Genomic DNA, 15,875 nt, shown 5'->3' on the forward strand with positions numbered 1-15,875 from the left:
TCAGGCGAGGGTCCCCACCACGTTCAGATCGGCGTCGTCCGGCACTTCATTATAGGAAAGCACGTGTAGGCCGCTGGCAAACAATCTGCCGTAACGTGAAATGACCGGACGCAGCTGCGGGGTGACCAGCAGCAGCGGCGGCAGGCCTTTCGCTTTCATCTGCTCGTAAATCATCGGCATCGTATTTTGCAGCTGCGTCAGAATGTTTGGATCGACCGGGAAGCTGTCCAGCGCCACTTTTCCTGCCTGCTGAGCCTGGTTGAGCGCGCTCAACAGCATATTTTCCAGCTGGCTATCAATGGTGTAGGCCGCAAGCTGCGGACGATCGCCATTGATGCTGTGGACGATGGCGCGACGCAGCGCGTAACGCACGTCTGACGTAAGTAATATCGGATCTTTGGTAACCGCCGAGCTTTCAAGTAGCGTCGAGGCGATGGTGACAATATCCTTGAGCGACACCTGCTCCAGCAGCAGCTGGCGGTAAATGCGCAGCAGCTGACTATAGTTTAGCGCGGCGTTTAAATCTTCTGCCAGCTTCGGCGCCTGCTGTGCCAGGCGGGCATGCAGATGGGTGATGTCATCGTAATTAAACAGCTCCGGCAGATGTTCACGGGCAACTTTATTAATATGCGTAGCCACTACGCTTGCGCAGTCGACGACCTGGTAGCCCAGATTCAGCGCTTTAGCCTTCTGCTCCGGGTCAATCCATACAATTGCCATACCGTAGGCCGGATCGGTGTCCAGCACCCCATCGATTTCCCCATAAAGCTCTGTTCCGGGTATGGCCATCAGCTTTTCGGCGTTAACGTCCCCCATCGCCGTGCGGATGCCGTTAATGTGAATAGCGTACTGAGCAGGCTTGAGGCGGAAATTTTCGCGGATGCGGATTTCGGGCAAAAGCACGCCGCACAGTTCGGAGATCACCTGGCGAACCCCGCGCACGCGCAGCGACAGCGGGCTGCCTTTGGATTCATCGACCATGGAGACCAGCTTATAGCCGAGGTTCAGGCCAATCGGTTCCACGAGCGGAATACTGTCCCAGGTAATCGGCGGGTTGGCGTCGGGTGCCAGCGCGTCGCCAATCGCCTCCATATCCGTCTCTTTTGGCGCAGGCTGCACTGCTTTGCTTTGTCGCCAGGCGGCAAACAGCAGCAGCGCCGTAAAGCTCAGGAAGGCAACGTGGGGCATCCCCGGCACGATCGCAAGAATAAACATGACGAACGCGGCGGTGTAGAGCACCCTCGGTCTGGAGAGCAGCTGGCTTTTAATTTCATCGCTGATGTCGTTACCTTCACTGACGCGGGTAACGATGATGGCGGCAGCGGTTGCCAGCAGCAGCGACGGGATTTGGGCGACCAGGCCGTCACCAATCGTCAGCAGCACGTACTGGCGGAAGGCGTGGCTGGCGTCGAGATCGTATTTAAAGATACCGATACAGATACCGCCGATCACGTTGATGATCAGCACCATAATCCCGGCGATGGCGTCGCCGCGAACGAACTTCGACGCACCGTCCATCGCGCCGTAGAAGTCTGCTTCCTTCGCCACCTCCTGTCGACGGTTCCGTGCCTGCTGCTGATTGATAAGCCCGGCATTCATGTCGGCGTCAATCGCCATCTGTTTGCCCGGCAGCGCGTCCAGCGTAAAGCGCGCGGAGACTTCTGAAATACGTTCCGCCCCTTTGGTGACCACCACGAAGTTAATGATCATCAGGATGATAAATACGACGAAGCCGACGACGAAATCGCCGCCAATCACCACCTGGCCGAAGGCCTCGATCACCTTACCGGCCGCCCCCTCGCCCAGATGCCCGTTCAGCAACACGACGCGCGTCGACGCCACGTTCAGCGTCAGGCGCATCAGCGTGGTGATCAGCAGCAGGGTCGGGAAAACGGCAAAATCCAGTGGGCGCTGCATGTTTACCGCCACCAGCAGCACGATGACCGCCAGCACGATATTGAACGTAAACAGGATGTCCAGCATCAGCGGCGACAGCGGCAGGATAACCATCGCCAGCACGCAGAGAAGCAGGACAGGTACCGCGACTTGCCCCTTGCGGAGCACGCTCAGCACGTTGTGCAACTTACTGTTATCCATTGGATTTTAATACCTCTTGAGGAATATCTATTTGCCTGTTCAGGCGGGGTTTTTGCTCAACGCGGCCTTCGCGCCAGGATTTGAGCTGCATGACGTAGGTCAGCACGTGAGCGATGGCGCGAAACAGCTGCGCCGGAATTTGTTGATTCACCCGGGTGGTGTAGTACACCGCGCGCGCCAGCGGCGGGAACTCCACCACTTCGATGCTGTGACTGGCTCCCACCTCACGGATCCACAGCGCTACGTCATCAATCCCCTTAGCGACGATGTAGGGCGCTTCTGCCTTCTGCGGGTCGTACTTCAATGCCACCGCGTAGTGGGTCGGGTTAGTGATAATGACGTCGGCGGTGGGCACGGTGCGCGAAATCTGTCCCATTGCCATCTGGCGCTGTAGCTGGCGAATTCGCCCCTTAATCTGCGGGTTCCCGTCATTATTTTTGTACTCCTCTTTCACCTCTTGCTTAGTCATGCGCATTTTTTTGGTAAACATGAATTTGCTCAGGGGCACATCAAGCAGGGCGAAAATGACGATAACGGCGACAAAGTAGCTGACAACGTGATGGAAAATGGTGAATCCATAGCCAATTGCCTGGTTCAGATACAGCCGTTGCAGGTGCAGCAGCTCGCTCATCTGGCTATGAACCATGGTGTAAAGCACGGCCAGAATAGTCGCGCATTTCAGCAGCATTTTGCCGACTTCCGTGTAATGGCTGGCGGAAAACATACGCTTGACGCCGCTTATGGGGCTGAGTTTTTTAAAGTCCGGCTTGAGCTTCGCTGGCGTAAATAACCAGCCGCCCGGCACCAGGCTGGCGACGATGCAGGCCAGCGGAATGGGGGTTAGCGTGGCGATAAAACGCAGCAACACGCTCAGATTGAGCATCAGAAACTGGTTCAGAATGGTCGGGTTATCGAGGTCTTGCGCCATTGTGCCGGCGGCGGCGAATGACTCGCCGATGAGCTGGTGGTAATAAGGTAAAAACGCCGACAGAGTGAAAAAGGACGCCAGCAGGCCGACCGCCATCGTCAAATCTTTTGAGCGGGGAATGTCACCCTTTTCCCGCGCTTTGCGCAGCTTCCCGGGGGTAGGTTTTTCGCTCTTATCGCCGCCAGAGGCCATTACTGAACCCTTATGGCGTCAAGTTTCGCCAGAATTTCATTGGTCAGATTGAGGTAGTGATCCGGAATGTTGGTCACCAGCATTGAGATACACAGCAGCCCAAACAGCATGCTGATAGGGAAACCAAGGGAGAACAGGTTAAGCGTCGGCGACACCCGGTTGAGCAGGCCGAATCCGCCCTGGACGATCAGCATCACGAAGGTGGTTGGCAGCGCAATCAGCGTGGCGGAAGCCATAATCCAGCCCAGCCCCTGCACGACCAGCATCAGCGACGGCTGGTTAATGGCCTGCCCGATGGGCCAGTAGCTGAAGCCTTTGAACAGAATGGTGACCAGTAATAAATGGCCGTCCATAATGAAAAACAGCAGTCCGCAGAAGATATAGATAATTTGCGAGATAACCGTGGTGGAGCTGCCGTTAACGGGGTCGTTCATCATCGCCATCCCGAGCCCCATATTCATCGACAGAATATGCCCCGCCGTCTGTAGCGCGACGAATACCAGCTGCAGCCCCGTGGCGAAGAGAAATCCCCACAGCAGCTGTTCGCCAATCAGCAGTATGCTGCGCATGGATAGCAGTTCGTTAAGCACCACGTTATGGTGCAGCATAGGCGTAATGATGATGGCCAGCGCCAGCGCGGTCCCGATTTTGATGCGTCGTGAAAAGACGCGGTTATCGAGTACCGGCGCAAATTGTAAAAAGGCGAGAATGCGGAAGAAGGGCAGAACCAGCGCCATTATCGGCGTCAACAGCGCCTGAATATCGATTCCCATTACGCGTTAACCCACCAGCGCCGCCGCCTGATGAAAAATCTGGACGGTATAATCCACCAGCTGGGTCAGCATCCATTTCCCGGCAAAAATCAGTACGCCCAGCGTCACGACCAGCCGCGGCAGGAAGCTCAGCGTTTGTTCGTTAATCTGGGTCGTGGCCTGAAAAATACTGACGCACAGGCCGACAATCAGGCTGGGAATAATCGCCACGGCGGAGATCACCAGCACCAGGTGGATGCCGGAGGCCATGATGTCGCCCGCCGTGTCCATGTTCATCATCGCTACAGCCCCTGCACGCTGGAGGTGAGCGTGCCTACGATAAGCGTCCAGCCGTCGCACAGCACGAACAGCATCAGCTTAAACGGCAGCGAGACGATAAGCGGCGACAGCATCATCATCCCCATCGCCATCAGGATACTGGCGACGATCAGGTCGATAACCAGGAAAGGGATGTAGATCATAAAGCCGATCTGGAAGGCCGTTTTAAGCTCGCTCAGCAGATAGGCCGGGGTGACGATGGTCAAATCCTGCTCGCGGGCATCGCCTTCAACCCCGGCGATGGTCATGATCTGCGCCATCGCTTTGGTATTAGTTTGTGCCAGCATGTACTTCTTCAGCGGCGCTTCGGCGTTAACCAGCGCCTGCTTAAGGGTGATCTGGTCATTCTGGAACGGCTCGACGGCATCGGCGTAAATCGTGGTCCATACCGGACGCATCACCAGCAGCGTCAGGGCCAGCGCAATGCCGGTAAGGATCTTGTTGGGCGGACTCTGCTGCAGGCCCAGCGCCTGACGCAGGATCGCCAGCACGATGATAAAGCGGGTAAAGCAGGTCATCATCAGCACCATGATCGGCAGCAGGCCGAGCAGGGTCATCAGAATGAGGATTTCAATTTTGACATTGTAATCCTGTCCTGCGCCGTTCGGCGTAGTGCTAAACAGCGTGATATCGCCATTAGCCGCCAGAGCGGGTGGAGCAAACAGCAGGCCAGCCACCAGCAGCAGCGTCAAGCCATTGCGGTAAAACGTGCGGTTCATCGGGTGAGCTCGCCCAGTTCTTTTGCATTGAACTCGATAATGCGCAGGCCGTATTTGTCATTCAGGACCACCACTTCCGCTTTGCCGAAGGCAATGCCGTTCACTTTAATATCCAGCGGCTCACCGGCCATTTTGTCCAGCTCGATCACGGAATCGCTATTCACCGACATCAGTTCAGCCAGCGAGATATCCACGGAGGATACTTCCAGGGTAAGCGTGACCGGAATGCGGCTGAACAGCGCCATGCGGCGTTCGTCGGTTTGTGGCGCATGGCGGATTTCAGGCTGAATATCAAGGCGGATATTGCCTTCAACGGTCTCTTCCTGCGGCATATCGCTCAGGTTCAGGTCGTCCAGGTCCAGAGACTGGCTCAGCTCATGTTGCAAATCACTCATAGTGCTTCTCGGTTGTCTTGTCATGGATATCGCATAAGAAAAGCTTGCTGCGATCTTCGGCGATTGCGGCTTCAAAAATCTGTTCTTTACCGATAAAAACCGGCACCGGTTCGTTAATTGCGATCGGAATAATGTCCCCGGGTTTGATGTCGGCAATCTGCGCGACGGTCAGGTTCAGGCTGGCGAGGCGGCCGGTCAGCTTCAGCGGCAGGCTGTCGAACAGGCGTTCGATCTGGGCCGGGCTTAGGGTCACGCTTTTCTCAGTGGCCCGCGCGTGAAGATCCGGCGTGCGCAGCGTGGCGAGCATCTGATCGACGTGATGATTGTCCAGCAGGACGGTAAAACTGCCGTGGCTATAGCCGGCCAGAGTAAAGGTGATGCCCCAGGTCCACTGATTAATGACGGCGGAATAATCCACTTTGATATCCAGATCTTCGCCAAAGGTTTCTTTGCAGATAATCAGCGACGTGAGCTCTTGCCCCAGCTTACTTTTAAGGCGTTCTTCCGTTTTGGTTATCGGTAATGACTCATCGGGCGCTATCTGATTGGTATCTTTACTCAGGCCGTAATAATCATGAAGCACGTTAAGTAATAAAATACGGTCAATAACAAAACCGATATTCCCGTAAGGCGTAGAGAATATCTGTGCATTCTTATAATGCTTATCAATGACAAAGGTCATTGATTCAAGCGCGGCATTAACCCGTAGTTTTTTCAGAAAGTAAATACTCAGGCGTGCATCAAGAATATCAAAGCTATCATTCATTAACTTAGGTAGCTTATGCCATGGTCGGCCGAGTTTACTCACATCAAGCTTTACCAGATCAGGAAGGTTATTCTGCTGGTGGATTCTGATTCGTTCTGAAGCAGGGTACATGTTTATTCCGCTTTGATAACAATTCCTGGTATGACCATAACGTAAGGGTGAAGACCTGTATGACCCATCACGAAAATTTCTTCTGCCAGCATTTGAGTTTTGAAATCGTTGTGACGCTTATCACTGACACCAAAGGCGCGTTGCCTGTCGAAAACCCATATGCCTTTTTATTCAGGCTGAGAATTAGACCTTTCTCTTCATTTTATTGCAAGAGTGCGTGGTTTATTAATCCATTATTTTTCCGGTTGAAAGTAGATTAATGTTATTCGTAACTACATGAATTTAAATGGTTAATTTTTTAATATGCATTAAAGATAAGACAATTCTTAGGTGGTGCGTATACTAGGCAACATATTTTCCAGGAAGATTCCTTTCCTCGGGATAATAAATCTAAGTTCTAATCTTTTTTAACATTGTTTAAACGTTTTAATTATCCATCCAGCAATGGAAGGACAATTGTGGATGTTAATAAAGGCGTGGCGAATTCTTGTTTTTAAGTTCTTTTAATGGTACTCCAGCATGAACATTATCATTGAACGTGAAGACCGTAATGGAGAGGGGTTTATTGCCGTTTCCCCTGCCAGTGTGGGTGTGATGTCATTAGCCCGCCGCGTTGCTAAATATAATGTGTCAGTCTTGGTCACCGGCGAGACGGGAACAGGTAAAGAGTGCGTCGCCAAATATATTCATGAGCATGCCTGCGCCAATGGTGCGCCATATGTTGGCGTTAATTGTGCCGCGATCCCGGAAAGCATGCTGGAAGCCATTTTATTCGGCTATGAAAAAGGGGCATTTACCGGGGCGGTCGCCAGCGTGGCCGGAAAGTTCGAGCAGGCTAATGGCGGAACGCTGCTGCTGGATGAAATTGGCGATATGCCTTTATCACTACAGGCAAAGTTATTACGCGTATTGCAGGAGCAGGAAGTTGAACGTCTGGGAAGCCATAAGCGTATTCCTCTCGATATTCGTCTGATTGCCTCCACCAATAAAGATCTGCAACAGGAAATCGCCGAAGGCCGTTTTCGTCAGGATCTGTTTTACCGTATTTCGGTCGTGCCGATCCATATTACGCCGCTGCGCGAACGCAAGCAGGATATTTTGCCGTTGGTTCAGCGTTTTATTACCAAATATCGCGCCTTCCACAAGGGCAATGTTCGTCTGAGCGACGATGCCCGCCACGCGCTGCTGAACTATGACTGGCCGGGCAATGTGCGTGAACTTGAGAACGTGATCCAGCGGGGCATGATCCTCGGCAACGGTGATGAAATCAAAGCCGCCGATCTCGGGCTGGTTGCGTGCGCACCCCTGCCGGCAAACCCGGCTGTCGGGGTGATGCCCGCCTATCGGGAGCAGGACAACAGCTCAGCCATACGCGACGTTAAGCTGCACGGCCGCATGGCGGAATATCAGTACATCATCGACCTGTTAAAACGCCACAAAGGCAACAAATCTAAAACGGCAGCGTTCCTTGGCATTACGCCTCGCGCGCTGCGTTATCGCCTTGCGTCCATGCGTGACGAAGGTATTGATATTGAATGTTATTCCTGAGGCCAGAAAGGAAAAAATCATGGACAAAATAGCTGCCGCAGGTATTAACAGCGCGCAACAGGCGCTTCTGGATCGTATGCAGCGCACGGCCTCGCTGGCCTCTTCCGGCGCGGTTAACCTTTCCCCCACGATAGCGCCGGCCGGCGACGCGTTTACCCGTACGGCGCCGGTCTCTTTCGCGCGCGTGCTGAACAGCGCTATCGATAACGTCGATGCATTGCAGCACAGCGCCAGCGCAAAGCAAACCGCAATCGATATGGGGCAAAGCGACGACTTAGCCGGCGCAATGATTGAGAGCCAGAAAGCCAGCGTGGCCTTTTCGGCCATGATGCAGGTGCGCAATAAGCTCAACAGCGCGCTGGACGAAGTGATGAACATCTCGCTGTAAGGTTTGTACCGTGTTAAACAAAATCAAAGCTCGTCTCCCCGCGCTCTCTCTGCCCTCCGGCACTAACGCACCTAAACTGCTGGCGATTGCCGGTGGCGCCGTGCTGGCGCTCGGGATCGTCGCCTCGCTGTGGAACCACAATCAGGGCTATGTAGCCCTGTACGGCGCGCAGGAACAGATCCCTGTTTCGCAGGTGGTGGAAGTGTTGGGTGCAGAAAACATTCCTTATCGCGTTAACCCCGATAACGGCCAGATCCTGGTCAGTGAAGGTAAGCTGCCGCAGGCGCGTATGGCGCTGGCGGCGAAAGGTATTAGCGCCGCGACGCCGGACGGCTACGAGCTGATGGATAAAGAAGAGATGCTCGGCAGCAGCCAGTTTATTCAGAACGTGCGCTATAAGCGCAGCCTGGAAGGCGAGCTGGCGAAGAGCATCATGGCGCTGGATCCGGTGGAACACGCCCGCGTGCATCTCGGCCTGAGCGAGTCCAGCTCGTTTGTTCTGACCAACAAGCCGAACAGCAGCGCGTCGGTGATCGTGCAGCTGCGCTACGGCAAACGGCTGGATGAACAGCAGGTGGCCTCGATTGTGCAGCTGGTCTCCGGCTCCGTGCCGGGCATGTCCGCAGGCAGCGTACGCGTGGTTGACCAGGCGGGTAACCTGCTCTCAGACGGTATTGAAGGCCCTGAGGGCAAACGTCCCGGCAACGAGGTTGTGCAGCACATCCGCGAGGATACCCGCAAGAACATCACCACGCTGCTGACCTCCCTGGTGGGCGAGGGGAACTTCCGCATCAGCGTTGCCCCGACCGTGGATTTGAGCCGCGTTGAAGAGACGCAGGAGCGGCTGGGCAAAGATCCGCGCGTGAGCGATGAGCAGATAAGCCACGAAAACAGCACCAACGAAATGGCGTTTGGTATCCCCGGCTCGCTAAGCAACCGTCCGGTGAACCAAAATCCACAGGCGGCAGCGGCTCAGGCCGCGGGTCAGGCAGCGCCTGCCGCGACGAATACGACGGAAACAACCACCCGCGATCCGCGTTCCCTGAGCAACCGTAGCCAGGAGCAGCGCAAGTATGCGTTCGACCGCGACATCCGCCATATCCGCTACCCCGGCTATAAGCTGGAGAAGCTGAGCGTGGCCGTGGCGTTGAACCAGAGCGCACCCGCGCTGGCTAAGATCACGCCCGAGCAGCTGACCTCAATTACCCGCCTGGTAGAAAGCGCCGCCGGGATCGATAAACAGCGCGGTGATGCGTTAACCCTGGACGTGCTGACCTTTACCCCTCCGGTCAGCCAGGACCCGGTAGTCGGGAAATGGTGGAAAGATCCGGATATGCAGTACTGGGCGCAGAACGGCGGTATTGGCCTGCTGCTTCTGCTGACGCTGCTGTTCGGCGTGCGGCCGCTGGCCCAGCGATTGGGACGCCGCGAGCGCGTGGTAAACGCGGTCGAGCAGGACGATTCAATGCTGCTGACAGACGATTCTCCTGCGTCGGAAAACGGGCTTTCCACGCTGTCGAAAGCGGGCTTTAACAATAATGACGATCTGCTGCCGCCGCAAAGCTCCGGCCTGGAAACCAAGGTGGAGTATCTCCAGGTTCTGGCCCAGAGCGAAACAGAGCGCGTGGCAGAAGTTCTGAAACAATGGATTAACAGCAATGACCGAAGCAACAGCAAACCGGACCAGTAACGCCAAAGGGCGTAGCCGCCTGGAGCAGGCGGCGATCTTGCTGATGAGCGTGGGCGAAGAGGCCGCTGCGCAGGTTATGCAGAAACTCACCCGTGAAGAGGTGGTTTTGCTGAGTGAAACCATGGCGCGTCTGCATGACGTGAAGGTGAGCCAGGCGCGTCAGGCGATGAACAATTTCTTTTCCGACTACAGCGAGCAGAGCGGCATCAACGGCGCGTCGCGCTCCTACCTGCGCAGCATTCTGGAAAAGGCGCTGGGGGGTGAAATTGCCCGCAGCGTCATTAACGGTATTTACGGCGATGAGATCCGCTACCGCATGGCGCGCCTGCAGTGGGTTGATATTCCCCAGCTGGCGGCGCTGATCGATCAGGAGCACCTGCAGCTGCAGGCGGTTTTCCTCGCTTTCCTGCCGCCAGACATCGCCGCCAGCGTGCTGAGCGTGCTGCCGCGCGAACGTCAGGATGAAATCATATACCGCGTTGCCCGGCTCGACGATGTTAACCGCGACGTAATCGACGAGCTCGATCGCCTGATCGATCGCGGTATCGCGGTGCTTTCGGAGCATGGTTCTAAGGTGGCGGGCATCAAGCACGCCGCCAATATCGTCAACCGTATTCCCAGCAACCAGCAGGAGCTGCTGGAGCTGCTGCGCGAGCGCGACGAAAGCGTGGTCGACGATTTGCAGGACGAAATGTACGAGTTCTTCATTCTCAGCCGCCAGACGCCAGCCACGCTGCAGCGCCTGATGGAAGAAGTGCCGATTGAAGAGTGGGCCGTGGCGCTGAAGGGCACCGAGCCGGTGCTGCGCCAGGCGATTTTCAACGTCATGCCGAAGCGTCAGGTGACCCTGCTGCAAAGCACCACCAGCCGCCTGGGCCCCGTGCCGGTCAGCCGTATTGAGCAGGTGCGAAAAGAGATTATGCAGACCCTGCGTCAGCTGGTGGAAGAGGGTGAGATTCAGGTGCAGCTCTTCGCCGAACAGACGGTGGAATAAACCATGTTCAAGAAAAGGAGTCCCGCGCTCGAGGCACTGACCTCCCGGCGTCAGGCGGTGGTTAAACCCCGGCTGCATAAATTCCCCCCGCTGCGCAAACGCCGGGCGACGCCGCACGCGGACGGCGAGAGCGAGGCGTCCGTCATGCAGGATCCCGGCGAGCATCAGCGGCAGAGCGAAGCCGGCTTCCGCGAAGGCATGAATCAGGGCTTTGCCCAGGGCATGGAAGAGGGCAAGCAGGAGGGCTACCAGGAAGGGGTGCGCCTCGGCTTCGACGAAGGGATGCGCAAAGGCCTGGCGGAAGGTAAGCAGCAGGCTCGCCAGCAGTTTCTGGAGGCGGCGGCGCCGTTTGAACGCCTCACCGCCGACGTGCAGCGTTTCCTCGAAAGCTATGAACAGCGCCGTCGTGAAGAGTTAATGCAGCTGGTGGAGAAAGTAACCCGCCAGGTGATCCGCTGCGAGCTGGCGCTGCACCCGACCCAGCTGCTAGCGCTGGTGGAAGAGGCGCTGACCAGCCTGCCGCAGCCGCCAGAGCAGATGCGCGTGGTGCTGAACAGCGAAGAGTTCCGCCGCATCAGCGAAGCGGAGCCGGAAAAAGCGCGTGAGTGGGGGCTGACCGCCGACCCGGCGCTGGAGCCAGGCGAATGCCGCGTGATCACCGAGACCACCGAAATGGATGTGGGCTGCCAGCATCGTCTCGACCAGTGCGTGGCGGTGCTGAAAGACAACCTGTTGCCGGACGCATCCCATGAGCAGCCTTGATTTCGAACAGGCGTTACGCTCCATCGAGGAGATTGACCTGGCACGCGTCGCGGGCCGTCTGGTGCGGGTGAACGGCATTCTGCTGGAGTGCGTGGGCTGTCGACTGGCGATAGGCCAGCTGTGCTACGTAGAAAGCGTTGAGCAAGAGATGATGGAAGCCCAGGTGGTGGGATTTGACCGTGAGGTTACCTACCTGATGCCGTTCAAACAGCCGTCCGGACTGATTGCCGGGGCGCGCGTCTTCCCTGCCGGTAAAAGCGAAGGGGTGATGGTGGGTGACCAGTGGCTTGGCCGCGTTGTTAACGGCCTCGGTGAACCGCTGGACGATAAGGGCAAGCTGACCGGTGACACGCTGCTGCCACAGCAACTGCCGCAGATCCACCCACTCCGACGGCAGCCGGTTGAAACACCGCTGGACGTGGGCGTGCGGGCGATCAACGGCCTGCTGACCGTTGGTAAAGGCCAGCGCGTAGGGCTTATGGCGGGCAGTGGGGTGGGCAAAAGCGTCCTGCTGGGGATGATCACCCGCTATACCCAGGCCGAAGTGGTGGTCGTGGGGCTGATTGGCGAGCGTGGACGTGAGGTTAAAGAATTTATTGAGAATTCGCTCCAGGCTGAAGGCCTGGCAAAGTCGGTGATCGTCGCCGCACCGGCGGATGAGTCGCCGCTGATGCGCATCAAGGCCACCGAGCTGTGCCATACCATCGCCAGTTACTATCGCGACAAGGGCAAAGATGTGCTGCTGCTGGTAGATTCCCTGACCCGCTACGCCATGGCCCAGCGCGAGATAGCCCTCTCGCTCGGCGAGCCGCCCGCAACGAAAGGGTATCCACCCTCCGCGTTCAGCATGATCCCCCGCCTGGTCGAAAGCGCCGGTAACAGCGGGAGTAACGGATCGATGACGGCGATTTATACCGTGCTGGCGGAGGGGGACGATCAGCAGGATCCCATCGTTGACTGCGCGCGCGCGGTGCTTGATGGACATATCGTGTTGTCGCGCCATCTGGCGGAGGCTGGGCACTATCCGGCCATCGACATCGGCCAGTCGATCAGCCGCTGCATGAGCCAGGTGACGACCCGTGAGCACCAGCTCGCCGCGCGTACCCTTAAGCAGCTGTACGCCGAATACCAGAATATTAAGCCGTTGATACCGCTGGGCGGCTATGTCGCGGGGGCCGATCCGCTGGCGGATAAAGCGGTACGCCTTTCTCCGGCCATCACGCATTTTTTACAGCAGGAAGTGCACGACGCGGCGTTGATTGACGCCACCGTAACGGATTTGTGTGCGCTGGCGCAGGCAGGATAACCGATGAGCAAACTCATTTCGACACTGGAACAGCTACAGCTGATGCGTACTCGCGCGGTTGATGACCTGACCGTAAAGCTGGCCTCGCAAAAACAGCTCTGCCAGCGCTTTGAGAAGAACATTGATGCATTGACCTCGCTGGCATCAGGCCTCGTCACGCAGAGCGCGAACAACGCCGTGCTGATGATCAACCAGTCAAAATATAAGCAAAATATTCAGCGGGTTATCGACTGGCAGAAGCAGGAGCAGGCGCTGGCTTCGCTGGAAGCGGCAAAGATTCAGGATAACCTGCTGGCCGAAGCAAAGCGGGAAAAAAGCCTTGCGATGGTGCTGGATGCCAAACGCAGCGACCAGCGGATGGCGTTAAGCCGACGCGATCAAAAAGTAACCGATTCTGTTTCTGTTCAGTGCTGGCTGCGCCAACGGCAGGCCGCCGCTCGCCAACGATAAATGTTATGACCACAACCTCTAAAAACACTCAGTCTTCCCTGATCTCAGCCCTGCTGGCTCGCCAGCAGCGTTCGCAGCCGCGGTCGACGCCGTTTGTCAGCGTTATCTGCCCGACCTACAACCGCCGCGAGTTTTTGCCCTATCTGCTCTATATCTGGCAGTACCAGGACTACCCGGCGGACAGGCGCGAACTGGTGATCCTCGACGATTCGCCGGCCAGCAACGCCGATCTCATCGATATGATGGTCGATCCGTCGCAGCCGAACGTACGGTATATCCACAGCCCGGAGCGGCTGACGCTGGGCAATAAACGTAACCGGCTCAACGCGCTGGCGAAGGGTGAATACATCATCTGTTTCGATGATGATGACTATTATGCGCCGGATAAGATTTCCCATCAGGTGGCGCAGATGCAGACCCACCGGGCGCTGTTTTCCGGCAGCGACCAAATTTATATCTGGTACAGCCATCTGGATAAAATCTATCTGACCCACTCCTTCGGGGCCCGCCACGCCCTGAACGGCACGTTCGGCTATCATCGTAACCTCCTGAAAAATCATCGTTATGATGATGAAGCGATGCAGGCGGAAGAGGTGGGATTCCTGAATAATTTCACCACGCCGGTGCAGCAGATTGACCCGAAGCGAACCATCCTCTGTATTTCGCACAGCAGCAATACCTACGACAAAGATTTCATTCTCGATAGCTCAACGCCGGTCGATCTTACGCTGGAGGACTTTGTCAGCGATCCCAACCTGCTGGCGCACTACCGCCGGCTTAGCACCGCGCCGCTCAATACGCGGGTGAACTGGTCGGTATTCGAGAAAATCGCCGTTCTGTATGACCCGCAGCAGGAAGCAACGCTGCCGACGCGATGTGAAGCGCTGCTGGCGCTGGGGGTGGAAGCCGGACAAATCTGGCCGGTGGCAAAAGTGCAGACGGGAACGCCGGAGGCCGCCGAACTGGCAACCCATATGCAGGTGCTGTCCCATGCCCAACAGCAGGGCTGGAAAAACGTGCTGCTGCTGGATGCCGGGCTGCGCTTTGTCAGAAAAGAGAATGCGATTCAGAACGTCAACAAACTGCTCGATGGCCTGGACCAGCTGGACTGGCAGGTGCTGCTGCTGGGTGGACGTTATGAAAACTTCACGCCAACCCGATCTTTAAAAGGAGTGGCGCGTATCTTTAATGCGGGCTGCGCGTGCGCCTGTGCGGTGAATGCCGATTACTACCCTGTGCTGCTGGATGCCTATCGTCAGGCGATGGAGCAGAGCGTCAGCATCGATCGCTGCTGGGCAGTATTAATGAGCAAAAACGCGCTGTGGCTGGGATTCAGCCCAAGCTTCGCCTTCCTGCAACACTACCCGGACCCCAAAAGCGGCGAGCCTGTTGACTGTACGCACTGGTTCTTCCGTAAACACCGTTAACCCGCGACAGCCCGAAAGAGAACGAACATGGAACTGACTGAACACTACCAACCTGAATTTGTGTCACGTTTTGATGCGCGCGAGACCGCGTGTGAATGCCCGGCCTGCCGGAACGGCGATGAGGGCTGGCCGCATATCAGCGTGAAGATGAAAAACCAGCAGCGTGAGAGCCTGGATATCGTTTGTGAAACGGCGGCCAAAGAGATGCTGTTCAATCCGGACGCGTTTATTTTGCATACCACGCAGAGGGCAGCGCAGGGCGAAGAGATGCTCTCTCCATGGAGCGAGACCCTCAATCAGCAGTGCGTTAACCTCGCCATTCATCCGGCGCTGGCGCTGGAAGTGAGTCTGTACAGCATTGGCGTGCTGCTCAGTAAAGCGCAGCAATATCGGGATAACGGTGAGTGCGACCCGGCACTGCTGGTAAATATGGGAGAACAGCTGTCCGCGCTGGCGGAGCAGGGGGTGTTAACGCAGCAATTCGCGATGCTGCCCCCGATTATTGAGAACCGCGTGGCCACGCTGAAAGAGATGGGCACCCTGCGCCTTAATCTCAACCTGCCGATGGTGGAGAAGATGGGTATGGCGCTGAAGCTGAGCGAGCTGTCGATCATGCAGCCTTCGCGCCTGGCGGAACGTCTGCAAACGCTGGAAGCGGTATGGGCGGATATCAACCTGTTTAACGAGCAGCCACACATCCTTCGCAATGTATTGATTTATCCGCTGTATAACGATGTGTTCCCTGGCGTGAACTGCAGCAACTATGGCGAAGCCCTGCTGGGGCTGGCGCGACAGTTCTTCCATCTCAAAATGCTGTGCGCCATGCGCGCCGAGCAGGGCGCGTTTGGTCAGGACGACGCGGCGCTGCTGATCGGTGCGCTACGCGGCTGGCAGCAGGAGAATCCATTTGCGACCGACGCGGCAAATACGGCGGATTACAGCCTGCTGTGCGGGCTGTCGCTGTTGTAAATTAAACAGCATTTCTTCTTACTTCCTAAAAAAGAAAAGGGA

Annotated in this window: 16 protein-coding genes; 9 read left to right on the plus strand and 7 right to left on the minus strand. The window is 56.6% G+C overall.

Features of this window, described 5'->3' with window-relative positions; genetic code table 11:
* The 7 genes from MOQ06_RS18670 to MOQ06_RS18700 are packed head-to-tail and all read right to left on the minus strand — an operon-like array spanning position 1 to position 6,299.
* Positions 1 to 2,097: a flagellar biosynthesis protein FlhA gene (locus tag MOQ06_RS18670; protein ID WP_148420444.1), complete on the minus strand. Its 2,097-nt coding sequence runs from the start codon at positions 2,095 to 2,097 to the stop codon at positions 1 to 3.
* The gene (gene flhB, locus MOQ06_RS18675; protein WP_242174367.1) at positions 2,090 to 3,217 is read right to left on the minus strand and encodes a flagellar biosynthesis protein FlhB; all 1,128 of its coding nucleotides are present in this window, start codon (positions 3,215 to 3,217) and stop codon (positions 2,090 to 2,092) included. Before flhB ends, MOQ06_RS18670 begins: the two co-directional genes overlap by 8 nt.
* Positions 3,217 to 3,990: a flagellar biosynthetic protein FliR gene (locus MOQ06_RS18680; protein ID WP_148420446.1), complete on the minus strand. Its 774-nt coding sequence runs from the start codon at positions 3,988 to 3,990 to the stop codon at positions 3,217 to 3,219. The genes flhB and MOQ06_RS18680 overlap by 1 nt, the downstream gene beginning before the upstream one ends.
* 6 nt (positions 3,991 to 3,996) lie before the next feature.
* A complete protein-coding gene (gene fliQ / locus MOQ06_RS18685) occupies positions 3,997 to 4,269 on the minus strand; it encodes a flagellar biosynthesis protein FliQ (RefSeq protein WP_242174368.1) in 273 nt (90 codons plus the stop codon).
* A 2-nt stretch (positions 4,270 to 4,271) separates the two neighbouring features.
* Positions 4,272 to 5,027 carry a flagellar type III secretion system pore protein FliP gene (gene fliP, locus MOQ06_RS18690; protein ID WP_242174369.1) on the minus strand — a complete coding sequence of 252 codons (756 nt, stop codon included), beginning with the start codon at positions 5,025 to 5,027 and terminating at the stop codon, positions 4,272 to 4,274.
* Entirely contained in the window at positions 5,024 to 5,422 is a 399-nt protein-coding gene (gene fliN, locus MOQ06_RS18695; protein ID WP_148420448.1) for a flagellar motor switch protein FliN, read from the minus strand. Before fliN ends, fliP begins: the two co-directional genes overlap by 4 nt.
* Positions 5,415 to 6,299: a FliM/FliN family flagellar motor C-terminal domain-containing protein gene (locus MOQ06_RS18700; RefSeq protein WP_148420449.1), complete on the minus strand. Its 885-nt coding sequence runs from the start codon at positions 6,297 to 6,299 to the stop codon at positions 5,415 to 5,417. The genes fliN and MOQ06_RS18700 overlap by 8 nt, the downstream gene beginning before the upstream one ends.
* Positions 6,300 to 6,818: 519 nt before the next feature.
* Here MOQ06_RS18700 and MOQ06_RS18705 point away from each other — a divergent pair.
* Genes MOQ06_RS18705 through MOQ06_RS18745 form a run of 9 tightly spaced genes read left to right on the plus strand, consistent with a single transcriptional unit; the run spans position 6,819 to position 15,833 of the window.
* Positions 6,819 to 7,847: a sigma-54 dependent transcriptional regulator gene (locus tag MOQ06_RS18705; protein ID WP_148420450.1), complete on the plus strand. Its 1,029-nt coding sequence runs from the start codon at positions 6,819 to 6,821 to the stop codon at positions 7,845 to 7,847.
* 19 nt (positions 7,848 to 7,866) lie between these two features.
* Positions 7,867 to 8,235: a flagellar hook-basal body complex protein FliE gene (locus MOQ06_RS18710; RefSeq protein ID WP_148420451.1), complete on the plus strand. Its 369-nt coding sequence runs from the start codon at positions 7,867 to 7,869 to the stop codon at positions 8,233 to 8,235.
* Between the two features lie 10 nt (positions 8,236 to 8,245).
* Positions 8,246 to 9,925 carry a flagellar basal-body MS-ring/collar protein FliF gene (gene fliF, locus MOQ06_RS18715; protein ID WP_242174371.1) on the plus strand — a complete coding sequence of 560 codons (1,680 nt, stop codon included), beginning with the start codon at positions 8,246 to 8,248 and terminating at the stop codon, positions 9,923 to 9,925.
* Complete coding sequence (locus tag MOQ06_RS18720) at positions 9,894 to 10,919, plus strand: flagellar motor switch protein FliG (protein WP_242174373.1); 1,026 nt, start codon at positions 9,894 to 9,896, stop codon at positions 10,917 to 10,919. The genes fliF and MOQ06_RS18720 overlap by 32 nt, the downstream gene beginning before the upstream one ends.
* Before the next feature lie 3 nt (positions 10,920 to 10,922).
* The gene (gene fliH, locus MOQ06_RS18725) at positions 10,923 to 11,681 is read left to right on the plus strand and encodes a flagellar assembly protein FliH (protein WP_242174375.1); all 759 of its coding nucleotides are present in this window, start codon (positions 10,923 to 10,925) and stop codon (positions 11,679 to 11,681) included.
* Positions 11,668 to 12,987 (plus strand): flagellar protein export ATPase FliI, encoded by a 1,320-nt coding sequence (fliI, locus tag MOQ06_RS18730; RefSeq protein ID WP_193355391.1) that lies wholly within the window; start codon positions 11,668 to 11,670, stop codon positions 12,985 to 12,987. The genes fliH and fliI overlap by 14 nt, the downstream gene beginning before the upstream one ends.
* A gap of 3 nt (positions 12,988 to 12,990) precedes the next feature.
* Complete coding sequence (gene fliJ, locus MOQ06_RS18735; protein ID WP_242174377.1) at positions 12,991 to 13,437, plus strand: flagellar export protein FliJ; 447 nt, start codon at positions 12,991 to 12,993, stop codon at positions 13,435 to 13,437.
* A 5-nt stretch (positions 13,438 to 13,442) separates the two neighbouring features.
* Positions 13,443 to 14,864 carry a glycosyltransferase family 2 protein gene (locus MOQ06_RS18740; protein WP_242174379.1) on the plus strand — a complete coding sequence of 474 codons (1,422 nt, stop codon included), beginning with the start codon at positions 13,443 to 13,445 and terminating at the stop codon, positions 14,862 to 14,864.
* Between the two features lie 27 nt (positions 14,865 to 14,891).
* A complete protein-coding gene (locus MOQ06_RS18745) occupies positions 14,892 to 15,833 on the plus strand; it encodes a hypothetical protein (RefSeq protein WP_242174380.1) in 942 nt (313 codons plus the stop codon).
* Positions 15,834 to 15,875: the final 42 nt, after the last annotated feature.

The organism is Enterobacter sp. I4 (genome assembly GCF_022669095.1).
GTDB classification, from domain to species: domain Bacteria; phylum Pseudomonadota; class Gammaproteobacteria; order Enterobacterales; family Enterobacteriaceae; genus Enterobacter; species Enterobacter pasteurii.

Bases quoted from the DNA above. Each gene is read 5' to 3' on its own strand.
- MOQ06_RS18670 (WP_148420444.1), bottom strand. From the start codon at position 2,097: ATGGATAACAGTAAGTTGCACAACGTGCTGAGCGTGCTCCGCAAGGGG.
- flhB (WP_242174367.1), bottom strand. From the start codon at position 3,217: ATGGCCTCTGGCGGCGATAAGAGCGAAAAACCTACCCCCGGGAAGCTG.
- MOQ06_RS18680 (WP_148420446.1), bottom strand. From the start codon at position 3,990: ATGGGAATCGATATTCAGGCGCTGTTGACGCCGATAATGGCGCTGGTT.
- fliQ (WP_242174368.1), bottom strand. From the start codon at position 4,269: ATGATGAACATGGACACGGCGGGCGACATCATGGCCTCCGGCATCCAC.
- fliP (WP_242174369.1), bottom strand. From the start codon at position 5,027: ATGAACCGCACGTTTTACCGCAATGGCTTGACGCTGCTGCTGGTGGCT.
- fliN (WP_148420448.1), bottom strand. From the start codon at position 5,422: ATGAGTGATTTGCAACATGAGCTGAGCCAGTCTCTGGACCTGGACGAC.
- MOQ06_RS18700 (WP_148420449.1), bottom strand. From the start codon at position 6,299: ATGTACCCTGCTTCAGAACGAATCAGAATCCACCAGCAGAATAACCTT.
- MOQ06_RS18705 (WP_148420450.1), top strand. From the start codon at position 6,819: ATGAACATTATCATTGAACGTGAAGACCGTAATGGAGAGGGGTTTATT.
- MOQ06_RS18710 (WP_148420451.1), top strand. From the start codon at position 7,867: ATGGACAAAATAGCTGCCGCAGGTATTAACAGCGCGCAACAGGCGCTT.
- MOQ06_RS18720 (WP_242174373.1), top strand. From the start codon at position 9,894: ATGACCGAAGCAACAGCAAACCGGACCAGTAACGCCAAAGGGCGTAGC.
- fliH (WP_242174375.1), top strand. From the start codon at position 10,923: ATGTTCAAGAAAAGGAGTCCCGCGCTCGAGGCACTGACCTCCCGGCGT.
- fliI (WP_193355391.1), top strand. From the start codon at position 11,668: ATGAGCAGCCTTGATTTCGAACAGGCGTTACGCTCCATCGAGGAGATT.
- fliJ (WP_242174377.1), top strand. From the start codon at position 12,991: ATGAGCAAACTCATTTCGACACTGGAACAGCTACAGCTGATGCGTACT.
- MOQ06_RS18740 (WP_242174379.1), top strand. From the start codon at position 13,443: ATGACCACAACCTCTAAAAACACTCAGTCTTCCCTGATCTCAGCCCTG.
- MOQ06_RS18745 (WP_242174380.1), top strand. From the start codon at position 14,892: ATGGAACTGACTGAACACTACCAACCTGAATTTGTGTCACGTTTTGAT.